This window comes from Salmonella sp. SAL04157, assembly GCF_046551635.1.
In the GTDB taxonomy this organism is placed as follows: domain Bacteria; phylum Pseudomonadota; class Gammaproteobacteria; order Enterobacterales; family Enterobacteriaceae; genus Salmonella; species Salmonella enterica.
This window is the reverse complement of sequence record NZ_JBGDVS010000001.1, coordinates 703,663-717,522: the sequence shown is the minus strand read 5'-3', so window position 1 is coordinate 717,522 and position 13,860 is coordinate 703,663. Positions and strand designations below refer to the sequence as shown.

Annotated in this window: 10 protein-coding genes, 1 tRNA gene and 3 rRNA genes; 5 read left to right on the top strand and 9 right to left on the bottom strand. The window is 49.9% G+C overall.

Annotated features, from left to right (window positions below; translation table 11 throughout):
- The 4 genes from ACLJRE_RS03510 to rrf (ACLJRE_RS03495) all read left to right on the top strand — a co-directional run.
- Nucleotides 1-182 (top strand): 23S ribosomal RNA (locus ACLJRE_RS03510); the annotation flags it as partial.
- 197 nt (nucleotides 183-379) lie between these two features.
- Nucleotides 380-495, top strand: a 5S ribosomal RNA gene (gene rrf, locus ACLJRE_RS03505).
- 14 nt (nucleotides 496-509) lie between these two features.
- A tRNA-Thr gene (locus ACLJRE_RS03500) sits at nucleotides 510-585 on the top strand.
- Between the two features lie 39 nt (nucleotides 586-624).
- Nucleotides 625-740, top strand: a 5S ribosomal RNA gene (gene rrf / locus ACLJRE_RS03495).
- A 996-nt stretch (nucleotides 741-1,736) separates the two neighbouring features.
- Here rrf (ACLJRE_RS03495) and ACLJRE_RS03490 read toward each other — a convergent pair.
- The 3 genes from ACLJRE_RS03490 to ACLJRE_RS03480 form a co-directional block, all read right to left on the bottom strand.
- Entirely contained in the window at nucleotides 1,737-1,958 is a 222-nt protein-coding gene (locus tag ACLJRE_RS03490) for a membrane protein (protein ID WP_000825645.1), read from the bottom strand.
- Between the two features lie 237 nt (nucleotides 1,959-2,195).
- Nucleotides 2,196-5,309, bottom strand: coding sequence for an efflux RND transporter permease subunit (locus tag ACLJRE_RS03485; protein ID WP_001273290.1), 3,114 nt, complete (start codon nucleotides 5,307-5,309; stop codon nucleotides 2,196-2,198).
- 11 nt (nucleotides 5,310-5,320) lie between these two features.
- A complete protein-coding gene (locus tag ACLJRE_RS03480; RefSeq protein ID WP_023212673.1) occupies nucleotides 5,321-6,478 on the bottom strand; it encodes an efflux RND transporter periplasmic adaptor subunit in 1,158 nt (385 codons plus the stop codon).
- A 412-nt stretch (nucleotides 6,479-6,890) separates the two neighbouring features.
- On the opposite strand from ACLJRE_RS03480, the gene envR reads away from it, so the two are divergent.
- Complete coding sequence (gene envR, locus ACLJRE_RS03475; protein ID WP_023212674.1) at nucleotides 6,891-7,553, top strand: acrEF/envCD operon transcriptional regulator; 663 nt, start codon at nucleotides 6,891-6,893, stop codon at nucleotides 7,551-7,553.
- 2 nt (nucleotides 7,554-7,555) lie between these two features.
- Here envR and ACLJRE_RS03470 read toward each other — a convergent pair whose 3' ends face one another.
- The 6 genes from ACLJRE_RS03470 to prmA all read right to left on the bottom strand — a co-directional run bounded on the left by ACLJRE_RS03470 (nucleotide 7,556) and on the right by prmA (nucleotide 13,853).
- On the bottom strand, nucleotides 7,556-9,655 hold the full coding sequence (locus tag ACLJRE_RS03470; RefSeq protein ID WP_023212675.1) for a putative bifunctional diguanylate cyclase/phosphodiesterase: 2,100 nt from the start codon (nucleotides 9,653-9,655) through the stop codon (nucleotides 7,556-7,558).
- 150 nt (nucleotides 9,656-9,805) lie between these two features.
- A complete protein-coding gene (locus ACLJRE_RS03465; protein ID WP_000620015.1) occupies nucleotides 9,806-9,970 on the bottom strand; it encodes a DUF2556 family protein in 165 nt (54 codons plus the stop codon).
- 82 nt (nucleotides 9,971-10,052) lie between these two features.
- Nucleotides 10,053-10,937 (bottom strand): adenine-specific DNA-methyltransferase, encoded by an 885-nt coding sequence (gene yhdJ, locus ACLJRE_RS03460; protein WP_000642611.1) that lies wholly within the window; start codon nucleotides 10,935-10,937, stop codon nucleotides 10,053-10,055.
- An 85-nt stretch (nucleotides 10,938-11,022) separates the two neighbouring features.
- A complete protein-coding gene (fis, locus tag ACLJRE_RS03455; protein ID WP_000462905.1) occupies nucleotides 11,023-11,319 on the bottom strand; it encodes a DNA-binding transcriptional regulator Fis in 297 nt (98 codons plus the stop codon).
- Between the two features lie 25 nt (nucleotides 11,320-11,344).
- On the bottom strand, nucleotides 11,345-12,310 hold the full coding sequence (gene dusB / locus ACLJRE_RS03450; protein WP_001219664.1) for a tRNA dihydrouridine synthase DusB: 966 nt from the start codon (nucleotides 12,308-12,310) through the stop codon (nucleotides 11,345-11,347).
- 661 nt (nucleotides 12,311-12,971) lie between these two features.
- A complete protein-coding gene (gene prmA, locus ACLJRE_RS03445; protein WP_001145849.1) occupies nucleotides 12,972-13,853 on the bottom strand; it encodes a 50S ribosomal protein L11 methyltransferase in 882 nt (293 codons plus the stop codon).
- Nucleotides 13,854-13,860: the final 7 nt, after the last annotated feature.

The window sequence follows — 13,860 nt, the reverse complement described above, 5'->3', positions numbered from 1 at the left end:
CTAAATGCGGAAGAGATAAGTGCTGAAAGCATCTAAGCACGAAACTTGCCCCGAGATGAGTTCTCCCTGAGACTTAGGGTCTCCTGAAGGAACGTTGAAGACGACGACGTTGATAGGCCGGGTGTGTAAGCGCAGCGATGCGTTGAGCTAACCGGTACTAATGAACCGTGAGGCTTAACCTTACAACGCCGAAGATGTTTTGGCGGTTGAGAGATGATTTTCAGCACTGATTCAGAGTTGAGTACGCAATAATTTGCGCAGCAGCAAGGCGGCAAGCGAAGGAAAGGAAGGAGCATACAGAAGTATGTGACTGAGTTTACGAGCGCAGGCAACGCCGCTGATGCGATAAAGAATTGCGTACTGAGCATAAAAGAATTTGCCTGGCGGCACTAGCGCGGTGGTCCCACCTGACCCCATGCCGAACTCAGAAGTGAAACGCCGTAGCGCCGATGGTAGTGTGGGGTCTCCCCATGCGAGAGTAGGGAACTGCCAGGCATCAAATTTAGTGTGCTGATATGGCTCAGTTGGTAGAGCGCACCCTTGGTAAGGGTGAGGTCCCCAGTTCGACTCTGGGTATCAGCACCACTTAATACGGTTAAAGTTCGGCATTTGAAAAAGAATTTGTCTGGCGGCAGTAGCGCGGTGGTCCCACCTGACCCCATGCCGAACTCAGAAGTGAAACGCCGTAGCGCCGATGGTAGTGTGGGGTCTCCCCATGCGAGAGTAGGGAACTGCCAGGCATCAAATAAAACAAAAGGCTCAGTCGAAAGACTGGGCCTTTTGTTTTATCTGTTGTTTGTCGGTGAGTAGTCTCCTGAGGAGGACAAATCCGCCGGGAGCGGATTTGAACGTTGCGCAGCAACGGCCCGGAGGGTGGCGGGCAGGACGCCCGCCATAAACTGCCAGACATCAAATAAAGCAAAAGGCCCAATCGAAAGATTGGGCCTTTTTGCATTTATCTCTCTATGGAAAAAGTTATCGGATAATGACGCCGACGCGTTTTATATTTGGTTTATACCCTTCATACTTCAAGTCGCTTATGTGTTGGCTACGGATTACTCGGCCCATTCATGGGCCTCGCCCTGACGGGCCGTCGCACGCGACGTTCAAATCTGCTCCCGGCAGATTTGTCGCTCACCCCAGTCACATAGTTATCTATGCTCCTGGGGACTCACTCCCTTGCCGCCTTTAAGCAACTCGAATTATTTTGGGTATATAACATCTTCGTAGAGTGGATAAAAACCGTTTTAGTAAACGTGATTTCCCGCCATATATCCGCCTGAACCATCGAATGTGAACCGTGCTGACGTAGATGTACAAACGGCTTTTACTTACGCCTCTAATAAGCAATAGAGATATTCGCTGAGGACTAAGAGTCTGGCCCATTAGGCTATTTTATTTGCCAGTTTGGCCCTGGGACAGTGCTCAAAATCCTCATGTATTACGTGTATGCTCCGGTTTATATCCAGACTGTCTGTAATAATTACGCCTAATGATCACGCTCTAAGTCTTACTGTATAAAGCCTGTTTGTAATGCGGCTTACGATGCTATCAAGCTACAATTTTGTCTGCATCGGACAAGGAATAGAATAAATACTATCGGGATGGGCGAGTAAGAAAAGAGAGCGTTTTATCGTGTTAACTTTCGGGGGATAGGCTGAACAGATTACGTCGCTGAGTATCCTTACGACCTTTATATTATTACTGAAAGCGCGGCATTGCCGCGCCTGCATGTATCATTTAGAAAGCGCAATGATACCCATCGTCAACCCTGCTACCGCCGCAGCGCCGCCAGCAATAGCGCCTGCTGTCTCCCAGTTATCCTGCGTAGTACCTTTCATACATGTATTGGTATGAACCAGCCGCCCTTGATCGTCATAAACCGGTACGCAGGGAGAATCATGTGCACAACCTGCCAATAAGGTGGTAAGCAATGCAACTGGAATTAGTCTTTTCATGGTGTTACCTCATTAATCAGCGTTTCGCGAAGTACAGCAACGTAAATGCTGGCTCTAACCGCTGCGAAAACGAGAGTTATTTTACCACCACAGAAAAAATGGCCGACATGAGGAATCATCTCAATTCATGTGAATTGTAAAAACTATGGAGAATACAGGGGCAAGCGGAGAGGGGGGAATAGCGGAAATAAAGACGTACCGTTTAAAAAGGCGTCCGAAGACGCCTCTGTTTACCGGTTAATCATGATGGCGATTAAATCGGCGTTTTACAACAACGAAGAATACTGGTACGAAGAAGATAGCTAATAAGGTTGCGGTTAACATTCCCCCCATAACCCCTGTGCCTACTGCGTTCTGTGCCCCACTACCTGCGCCACGACTGATAACTAACGGCATTACCCCGAGAATAAAGGCCAGCGAGGTCATTAGAATAGGACGTAAACGCATACGGGATGCTTCCAGCGTCGCTTCAATCAATCCACGTCCTTCTTTTTCCATGAGATCTTTGGCGAACTCGACAATCAGGATGGCGTTTTTAGCAGAAAGGCCAATAGTGGTTAACAAGCCAACCTGGAAGTAAACGTCATTGTTCAGACCGCGCAATGACGCTGCAAGCAGAGCGCCAACCACGCCGAGCGGTACGACCAGCATTACCGAGAACGGAATTGACCAGCTTTCATACAGAGCGGCAAGGCAGAGGAAAACGACAATGAGTGAGATTGCGTACAGCGCCGGCGCCTGGTTACCTGACAACCGTTCCTGATACGACATACCTGTCCAGTCATAGCCAATACCGTTTGGCAGCTGTGAAGCCAGGTTTTCCATTAACGACATGGCTTCACCGGTACTTCGTCCGGGCGCTGCTTCACCGAGCAGTTCCATTGACGGCATCCCGTTATAGCGTTCCAGGCGTGGCGAACCATAAATCCACCGTGCTGAGCTAAAGGTAGAGAAGGGCACCATCTCGCCATTGGCGCTGCGTACATAAAGATTGTTGATATCTCCCGGCAGCATACGGAACTGAGCGTCAGCCTGAACGTATACTTTTTTCACTCGTCCGCGATCGATAAAGTCGTTAACGTAATAGCCGCCCAACGCCGCGGAGATGGTTTCGTTGATATCAGACAGCGAAACACCGAGCGCCTGCGCTTTTTCTTGATCGACATCCAGCTTGAACTGTGGCGTGTCTTCCAGCCCGTTCGGGCGTACGCGCACTAATAGGTCAGGATGCTTCGCGACCATACCCAGGAGTTGATTACGCGCTTTTGTTAACGCATCGTGACCGAGTCCTCCCTGATCAATCAGCTCAAAGTCGAAACCTGTCGCGGTACCTAACTCGACAATTGCCGGCATGTTGAAGGGGAACACCAACCCGTCGCGAATCTGGCTGAAGGCGCGTGTCGCTCTGGCGATAACGGCTTCGACGCTATTTTCTTCACCGTTACGCTCTTCCCAGGGTTTAAGGCTGACAAATGCCATCCCTGAGTTTTGTCCCTGACCGCTAAAGCTAAAGCCGTTTACGGTAAACACGCTTTCGACGTTCGCTTTTTCATTATTCAGGTAGTAATGAGTGACTTGATCCAGCACTTTCTGCGTACGTTCTTGCGTAGCGCCAGAGGGGAGCTGAATCATAGTCAGGAATACCCCCTGATCTTCTTCCGGCAGGAAGGAGGTCGGGAGGCGTAAAAACAGAACCGCCATTCCGACTACAATAAGTAGATAGATAATGAGATAGCGACCCGTATTACGCACGATACCGCTTACGCTGTTAGTATAGTGGTTAACGCTGTGATCAAACCTGGTATTGAACCAGCCAAAGAAGCCGCTTTTTTTCTCGTGATGTTCAGCAGATACAGGTTTAAGCAGCGTAGCGCACAGCGCTGGCGTCAGAATCAACGCAACCAGAACGGATAGCGCCATTGCTGAAACAATAGTAATAGAGAACTGGCGATAAATTGCCCCGGTCGAGCCGCCAAAAAAGGCCATCGGGATAAATACCGCAGACAGTACCATCGCGATACCTACCAGCGCTCCCTGAATCTGCGACATGGATTTTTCCGTCGCCTCTCGGGGAGAAAGGTTATCCTCCATCATTACACGTTCAACGTTTTCTACGACCACTATCGCATCGTCAACCAATAGCCCTATCGCCAGTACCATACCAAACATCGTCAGGGTATTGATGGAGTAGCCAAAGGCGGCGAGTACCGCAAAAGTGCCTAGCAACACGACAGGAACAGCAATGGTAGGAATCAGAGTTGCCCGGATATTCTGTAAGAACAGATACATTACCAGGAACACCAGAATAATCGCTTCAAACAGCGTTTTTACCACTTCGTGGATAGATATTTTTACGAAGGGCGTTGTGTCATAAGGATAAACCACCTTCATTCCCTGAGGGAAGAAAGGCTGCAGTTCCGCCAGTTTCGCTTTGATTGCGGTTGCGGTATCCAGCGCGTTAGCGCCGGTCGCCAGTTTAATACCGAGACCGGAGGCTGGTTTACCGTTAATGCGCGCTACAACGTTATAGTTTTCACCGCCAAGCTCAATACGCGCGACATCTTTGAGATGGACGACAGAACCGTCGGTATTGACACGCAACGTAACTTTGCCGAACTCTTGCGGATCTTTCAGACGCGTTTGGGCGATGATTGAGGCGTTAAGCTGCTGGCCCGGTAATGCTGGCGTGCCGCCCAGTTGGCCTGCCGCAATCTGGTCGTTCTGTACTTTTAACTGGTTGATGACGTCAACTGGCGTGAGCTGGTATTTATTTAGCAGATTCGCATCCAGCCAGATACGCATGGCGTACTGTGCGCCAAATAGCTGAACGTCGCCCACACCATTCAGACGGCTGATAGAATCCTTAATGTTAGAGGCGACATAGTCAGAGATGTCGTCCTGGGTAGTGTTCGGATTATCCGAGACGAACCCGGCGACCATCAAAAAGCTGCTGCTGGACTTTTCAACGCTAATCCCCTGCTGCTGGACTTCTTGCGGCAGTAAAGGCGTGGCGAGCTGCAATTTATTTTGCACCTGAACCTGCGCGATATCCGGATCGGTTCCGGACTGGAAGGTCAGGGTGATGGTCACGCTACCAGCAGAGTCGCTGGTAGAGGACATATACATCAGGTTATCGATACCGTTCATATTTTGTTCGATAACCTGAGTAACCGTATCCTGTACCGTCTGCGCATCCGCGCCAGGATAGGTTGCAGAAATAGAAACCGCTGGCGGCGCAATGGTTGGATACTGCGCAACGGGAAGTTGCATTATTGCCAGTGCGCCAGCCATCATCAGGATAATGGCCAGAACCCAGGCGAAAATAGGACGTCTAATAAAAAAGTTTGCCATGTACGGTTACCTTATTGCGCCGTTTTCGCTGCAGGAGCATCGGTAGTGGCTTTCACCTGGACGCCCGGTCGCGCTTTTTGTAAGCCGCTGACGATGACCTTATCGCCCGGTTTTAACCCTTCGCTGATGAGCCATTTATCGCCAATAGCCTGAGCCGCCACGACATTGCGGGCTTCAACCTGGCTTTTATCGTTAACCACCATCACCATTGCGTCGCCGCGCGGCGTGCGGGTTACGCCCTGCTGGGGGACAAGGATGGCATTGGGCTGGACGCCTTCATCAATGCGGGCGCGCACAAACATACCGGGAAGCAGACTGTGTTGCGGGTTAGGGAAAACTGCCCTGAGCGTGATAGAGCCGGTGCTTTCATCTACGGTAACGTCGGAAAATTGCAGCGTGCCTTTAACCGGGTAGACCTGACCATTTTCCATTACCAGTTGAACCGTGCTACTGGCGCTGTCTTTATGCAGGTTACCTTGTTCGACGGATTGCTTGAGTCGCATAAAGTCGTTGCTTGATTGCGTCACGTCGACATAAATCGGGTCGAGTTGTTGCACGGTAGCCAGTTCAGTTGACTGACCATTAGTCACCAGCGCGCCTTCAGTCACATTAGATTTTCCTATACGCCCGCTGATGGGTGAGGTGACTTTGGTATACGCAAGGTTAATACGCGCGCTTTCAACAGCGGCTTTTGCCGCCACAACGGCGGCATCGGCCTGGCGGGCGTCGGCAATCGCCTGATCATATTCCTGTTGGCTGATATATTTTGTGCCGACCAGTGGAACATAGCGTTTGACCGTCAGGTGCGCGATAGCCGCAGCCGCTTCGCTTTTAGCAAGTTCGCCTTTAGCGCTGTCATAATCGGCCTGATAAGTGGCAGGATCGATCTGATAAAGCGACTGCCCGGCCTCTACATCGCTACCTTCGGTGAAGTTTCTTTTAAGCACGATCCCGCTCACCTGGGGGCGAACCTCCGCAATGCGAAATGCGGACGTACGTCCGGGAAGTTCGGTCGTTACGGCTAGCGGCGCTGTTTCGACCACATGGACGGTGACTTGCGGCTCGCCGGCATGAGCCTGGGTATCTCCCTGGTCATTACAACCGGCCAGCAGCGCAGCAGAGAATATGATGAATGAGGGCAGGAGTGAAAACCTGGCATGTTTCGTCATTACTGTTCCTTAAAAAACCGAAAGCTCGTTATTCACCGGATAACGGTAAGGCGTTAACGCGCGAAAAATAGAATAGCAGTGGGGTATCCTACAAATTATTAGCTTGTGATGTAAGCAATACTTATTTTGGGATGGGGTTCACGGCACATAAAAGCAAAAAAAAGAACTATTCCCTGTCGTTTCATAATGTCCCGATTAGTAAAATCATGATGTTGAATAACATAATTCGAAATATATATTTTATATGAATGTGTTTTATTAATTTATTTGTTTTTATTATTGATTTGACGGTGTTGTGCGAAATAAAAATAGCTGTCTCTCGTCTGACTAAAAAGGACATGGTAAAGTTGTTTTTTGTGCTGAGTATTTTATCAGCGTATTTATCGTTTTTATGGTCCAGGATATCTTAATTATGGCGAAGAAAACGAAGGCGGATGCGCTTAAAACGCGGCAACACTTGATTGAAACCGCTATTGCGCAGTTCGCTTTGCGCGGCGTTGCCAACACGACGCTGAATGATATCGCTGATGCCGCTGATGTCACGCGGGGCGCCATCTACTGGCACTTTGAGAATAAAACGCAGTTGTTTAATGAGGTTTGGTTACAGCAACCACCTTTACGCGAACTTATTCAGGATAGGCTTACGGGATGCTGGAATGATAATCCTTTACAGGATCTACGAGAGAAATTTATTGCAGCCTTACAATATATTGCGGCAGTGCCTCGTCAGCAGGCATTAATGCAGATTTTATATCATAAATGTGAATTCCATAATGGTATGATATCGGAACAGGCCATTCGGGAGAAGATTGGTTTCCATCATCAGTCGCTGCTTGAAGTATTACAGCGATGTATGGATAAAAAGCTGATCTCAGGCAGTCTTGATCTGGATGTCATATTAATTATTCTGCATGGTAGTTTTAGCGGAATAGTAAAGAACTGGTTAATGAATCCCACAAGTTATGATCTTTATAAGCAGGCGCCTGCATTAGTCGATAATGTATTAAAAATGCTAAGCCCGGATGGCAGTGTGAGGCAATTAATGCCAAATGAACAACAGGTGGAAGAAGCCTGAGATTATTTTGAGTTGATATTATATATTGACCTTGTGAATATATTGGCAGGGTCCCGAATATCGCGAGCAATTTCCTCTGCCGTACGCGGCTTGCCAAGCAGGAACCCCTGAAGCGTATGGCATCCTAACTGGGTCAAAAATTGTTGCTGCGTTTCATTTTCTACCCCTTCTGCCACAATTTGCAGATTTAACGCTTTCGCCAGCGCGACAATAGCCGCAACAATGGTCGCGCCGTCGCTTGCCTCGCTGAGTTCATGTACGAAAGCGCGATCAATTTTTAGTTCGCACGCCGGAAGACGTTTCAGATAGAGAAGGCTGGAATAACCGGTGCCAAAGTCGTCAATAGAGGCCTTAACCCCCATTTCCGTTAATCTGGTGAGTATAGCGACGCTTTGCTCTGGCTTGTTCATCGCCGTGGTTTCGGTGATTTCCAGAATCAATAAATCGGGACGGATACTGTGTCGGGCCAGGCTCCGCGTAATGGTGTCCACAAGGCCGGGCTGCTCAAATTGTAAGGCGGAAAGATTTACCGCCACTGACCATAAGGCGTATCCCTGTAAGTGCCACTCGCGTAGCTGTCGACACGCCTCGTCTATCACCCAGCTACCGATAGTGACGATAAGACCCGTTTTTTCCGCCAGCGGTAAAAACTGGTCAGGATTCAGTACGCCTTGTTTTGGATGATACCAGCGCAACAGGGCCTCAAATCCTACAATGGGGCCGGCAGGAGCCTGAAATTTAGGCTGGTACACCAGCCTGAGCTCTTGTCTTTCCAGCGCCAGCCACAGGTCATTCATTAGCTGAAGCTGGGTTTGCGCCAGCATATTCATTGATGGCTGAAAGAAATGGTATCCGTTACGCCCCGTATGTTTCGTGTGGTACATTGCGGCATCGGCGTTGAACATCAGTTCCCGTTCGTTTTTTCCGTCCAGCGGATAGAGCGCTATTCCCACGCTAAGGGTGACGACCAGTTCATACGGATCTATCGTAAAGGGCGCATCTATCGAATGTACCAGCGCGCTGGCAAGGGAAGCCGCTTCGTCAGGCGCGCTGACTTCTGCAAGCAGCACAAATTCGTCGCCGCCAATCCGCGCCAGGGTAAACTGACCGCTCAGCGGTTGGTTCAGACGATGCGTGACCGCTACCAGTAGCTTATCGCCAATATCATGACCATAAGCGTCATTAACGGCTTTAAAGCCATCCAGATCCATAAACAGTAGCGCGAAAGACGTGCCTTCCCGATTCGCTTTGCTGATGGCCTGTTCCAGACGATCCTCAAGGAGTACCCGGTTTGGTAAACGGGTGAGCGTATCATGCAGCGCCAACTGCGCCAGTTCCTGGTTCGCCTGCGCCAGCGAAGAGGCAAGTAGTGCGGTACGGGCCTGAAGCCGGGCGTCAAATAAAGAAACCAGAAGAGTAATGCCCAGGATAGTCAGCGCGACCACGCTGACAAGAACAGCCAGCCAGTTGCTATCGACGCCACGATGCTCCATCGGCCAGTTTTGGGGAAAGTGTGCGGCCTTCATGCCGGCGTAATGCATGCCGGCGATAGCTATCCCCATTAATACCGCAGCGCCTGCTCGCCTCAGGGCGACATCTGTTCCCTCATGACGCAGGCGGAACGTGAGCCACAGCGCGCCGCAGGACGCCAGTAGCGCGATAATGATAGAGAGGGCAACCCATGCGCTATTCCAGACGATAATGGAAGCAAATTGCAGCGCCGCCATCCCGGTATAATGCATTGCGCTGATGCCCAGTCCCATCACCAGCGCGCCCGGCAGTAAACGGCGCAGGCGCAGTTTTTCAGCGCTAACCAGCCATAGCGCAAACAGGGAGGAGCCGATCGCGATCAGCATGGAGAGGCCGGTGAGGAACGGATCGAAGCGCATGTTCATCGCGTGATCCATCGCCAGCATCCCGACAAAATGCATCGCCCAAATACCGACGCCCAGCGCGAAGCCGCCGCCCATTAGCCATATTCTGGCGTTTGATCGGGCGCTTCCGGCTACGCGTCCGGCCATATTTAATGCGGTATAGGACGCAAAAATAGCGACAGCAAATGAAACCGCCACAAGGATGTGGTTGTACTCACTAACCGGCATGTATCACTAGCTCATTGGTTATGCAGGAAAAGAACAGGACGAGACAGTATCACCCCTTCTTTTATCCTCAACGTGTTTTAATTCCCTGTTTTTATAAGGGATAAAAGAAATCCGGGTGATAAATAATCATAGGTTAAATCGCCCGGTTCGCTACTCCAGATCGGTACAATTGATCAATTTGAGAGGGTTAACCGAATCCATGTTTCGGCACTTATCCTGTTCAGTTGCCATCAATTCGATCCATTGCATCAAAAGCGCATCAAAAAGAAAAACGGAGACGGCAAAAACAACCAGCCACCAATACTTACGTATCATCGTCAAATCCTGTGTATTCATGCCCATGCGTGCTGGGAATATACATGAAATTTTGACGCTGAAAAGCGGACTTACAATGCTTTTACTTCTCTGAAGATAGCGCGTTTATCCCGACATTTCGCTGCTTTTTGGACAGGTTTTGTGTTTTTCTCTTTTTGACTTTTGCAAGTTCATTTTCTGAATAATGCGAAGTGACGCTCAATCTTCTGAGCCCCATTTTTACGTACTCATTATTGAGTTCAATACCGATAAACTTACGACCTGACGCCGCTGCGACAGCGCCTGTGGTGAAACTGCCCGCGAAAGGGTCCAATACAGTATCGCTCGGGTTAGAAGAGGCCAGTATGATCCGTTTTAACAGCGCGCTGGGCTTTTGCGTAGGATGGTTTTCATATTCATCCATCAGATAACGTACGCGAGGAAATGACCAGACGTTGCCCGGCACTTTTTTCTGATTGTATGGTTGGGGCGGGTTTTTTCGATAATCGATTAGCGCGCGCTTAGCGCCCGTGGTGGTCTCGACCAGAATCGCGTCACGGTTAAAGGTATAGCTTTTCGGGTTCTTTACCATCATCAGGATCGGTTCATACATAGAACCAAAGTATTTTTTCGCCTGCACCCCGGAACTATCATAGGACCAGACGATACGGCTTTTGATGGTAAAAAGCGTTCGGCATTTGAGATCGATATACGGCATATTTTCTGTGCTATTCATGATGTACATGGTGCCGTGTTTCTTCAGTACGCGGTGGCATTCATCAATGCATTCATACAGCCAGGCCAGAAAAGACGCTTCGTCCCAGGATTCCACCATACCGTCGAAATCTTTTCCGATATTGTAAGGTGGATCGGCAAAAATTAAGTCAATGCTTTCAGAAGGCAGTTTTTTAAGTTCTGTTAGCGCGTCACCGTGAATAATCTTCTTCGATTCATCGCCAAAGTACTGAGGTTCACATTCCGCTTTCATGACCAAATTCCATGTGATGCGTATAAAAAAGGCGCTTCCCCATGCCGAGTAGCGCCTTTTTAAACAAGCAGTTAGCTAATCGAAATTAGTTCATGCCGTATTTTTTTAATTTTTTACGCAGCGTACCACGGTTGATGCCCATCATCAGAGCAGCACGGGTCTGGTTACCACGGGTGTATTGCATCACCATGTCCAACAGGGGCTGTTCTACTTCAGCCAGTACCAGCTCATACAGGTCATTAACGTCCTGACCATTCAGTTGAGCAAAATAGTTCTTCAGTGCCTGTTTAACCGAGTCACGCAGGGGTTTTTGGGTTACCTGATCCTGAGAGTTAACGGTAGAAACGGTCAGTACGTCAGAATTTACGCGTTGTTCGAACATAGTTCTGTCAGCTCTTTATTTCTGTTTACGCAAAATTTTCGAAGTATGCCTCCAACGCCTCCAGCTGTTCGCTGGCGTCCTCAATAGCGTTGAATGTGCGCCGAAACTGGTCGTCTGGAGCGTGCTCCTGGAGATACCAGGAGACGTGTTTACGCGCGATTCGGTACCCTTTTGCCTGACCGTAAAAGTCATGCAGTTCCCGAACATGCGTGCAAAGCAAGCGCTTTACCTCTGCCAGCGGCAGCGGCGGAAGCAGCTCCCCAGTGTCCAGATAATGCTGGATTTCCCGAAAGATCCAGGGTCTTCCCTGAGCTGCGCGGCCTATCATCAGGGCATCCGCCCCTGTATAGTCGAGAACAGCTCTGGCTTTATGCGGGTTAGTAATGTCGCCATTCGCGATAATCGGAATGGAAACTTTCTGCTTAACTGCCCGAATACTGTCGTATTCAGCTTCTCCGTTGAACAAACAGGCGCGGGTGCGGCCATGGATGGTCAGAGCCTGAATACCACAATCTTCAGCCAGTTGGGCAATCTCTACGCAGTTACGGTGTTCCGGCGCCCAGCCGGTGCGAATCTTGAGAGTCACAGGAACGTCCACTGCGTTTACGACCCCGATGAGTATAGACTTCACTAAATCCGGGTACTGCAAGAGGGCTGAACCTGCCAGCTTACGATTCACTTTCTTCGCCGGGCACCCCATATTGATATCAATAATCTGGGCGCCGCTTTCCACGTTAATACGTGCGGCATCGGCCATCTCAACAGGGTCGCTACCGGCAATTTGCACCGTGCGAATTCCTGGCTCATCAACGTGCACCATCCGTAAACGAGATTTATCGCTTTCCCACACTTGCGGGTTAGAAGACATCATCTCGGATACTGTCAATCCTGCTCCCATCTCATAGCACAGCGTCCGGAAAGGTCTGTCAGTAATGCCAGCCATGGGCGCTGCGATCAGGCGATTTCTGAGCTGATATTGTCCGATGCGCATGAGTTAAGAAATGACCATACTGTGACTGCAAGGCGGCGTATATTACGCATTTTTTGCACGAGATGAAAGGCCAAACTTTGAACAATCCACTGTTGTAGATCAATGAATCGTGCTTAAAAACAGCAAAATAAATTTATAATTCAGTAAAATCATAGAGTTATTTATTGTCGGCGGTTTTGTACGCGCTTACAAATTCCCGTAACTTCTCTCTATTTCTTCGTCCAGAAACAAGATAAGCGGAATAATCTGCTTTTTTTATAAGCTAATTACCCCAAATGAATGGGATCGCCGTCTCGTTTCAGGACAAGATCACTTCCCGCTGCGCGTGACTTTTCTCCATTGCCAGTCGGAAGGGGGCGCACGGACGCGCTTTTGTGTTCATGAACGGCACGGATAAATTTTTCCAGCTGCGCTGAAGAGAGGGCTAGCGGATGCTACAGAACAACCCGGACAGCATTTACTAAGTACGAGGACGATGGCTGCCACCCGTTAAAACGCCAGTACCTTTTGTTCGCTGGTAGCAGCTGTTTATCCAGACGGATAGTGACAAAGAAGTTATTTCAGGCATTCATTTGATGAATTTAATGATGTCTCGGTGACAGAAAGGCGTTAAGGCAGTTGTGTGGAGAAAAGCGTGGCCGGGCGACCACGCTGACAAGAATTATTTTTTACGGCCAGTAATGCGGCACCACTCTTCTTTTTCGACGACCGGGTCGAGAGTGAAAAGCTCGGCGTAAGCATCGCAGACGCTTTCCGCCTGGCTGGCGAGAATACCTGAAAGCCCCAGCAGACCGCCCTCAACGGGCAGTACGCTGATTAACGGGGCCAGTTCGCGTAATGGGCCTGCCAGGATGTTAGCGACGACCACGTCGGCTTTCATGGCTTCTGGCTGGTCTTTCGGCAGGTACAGCTCCAGCCGGTCAGACACGCCGTTGCGTTCGGCATTATCGCGACTGGCCTGAATAGCTTGCGGATCGATATCAATACCAATCGCCTTTGCCGCTCCCAGCTTCAGCGCGGCAATCGCCAGAATGCCTGAACCGCAGCCAAAGTCGATCACGGTTTTGCCGTTGAGATCGAGCCCGTCCAGCCATTGCAGACATAAAGAGGTGGTGGGGTGCGTACCCGTACCGAACGCCAGTCCCGGGTCGAGCATCACGTTGACGGCATTCTCGTCCGGAATGTCACGCCAGCTGGGACAAATCCACAGACGCTCGCCAAAACGCATCGGATGGAAATTATCCATCCATTCGCGTTCCCAGTCTTTATCTTCCAGTTGTTCGATTTTATGGGCAAATCCGGCACCCAGCAGCGGATGTTGCTCCAGAATCGCGACAACGTCTTTCATGTCGGTTTCGGCGTCGAACAGACCGATCACATCGGTATCGCCCCACAGACGGGTTTCGCCCGGCAACGGCTCAAAAACCGGCGTATCGTGCGTATCCTGAAAGGTAATGGAAACGGCGCCCGCTTCCATCAGCGCATCACTCAGCTCTTCAGCATTCGCGCCGGTGGTATTCAGTTTCAATTGGATCCATGGCATGGCAAAA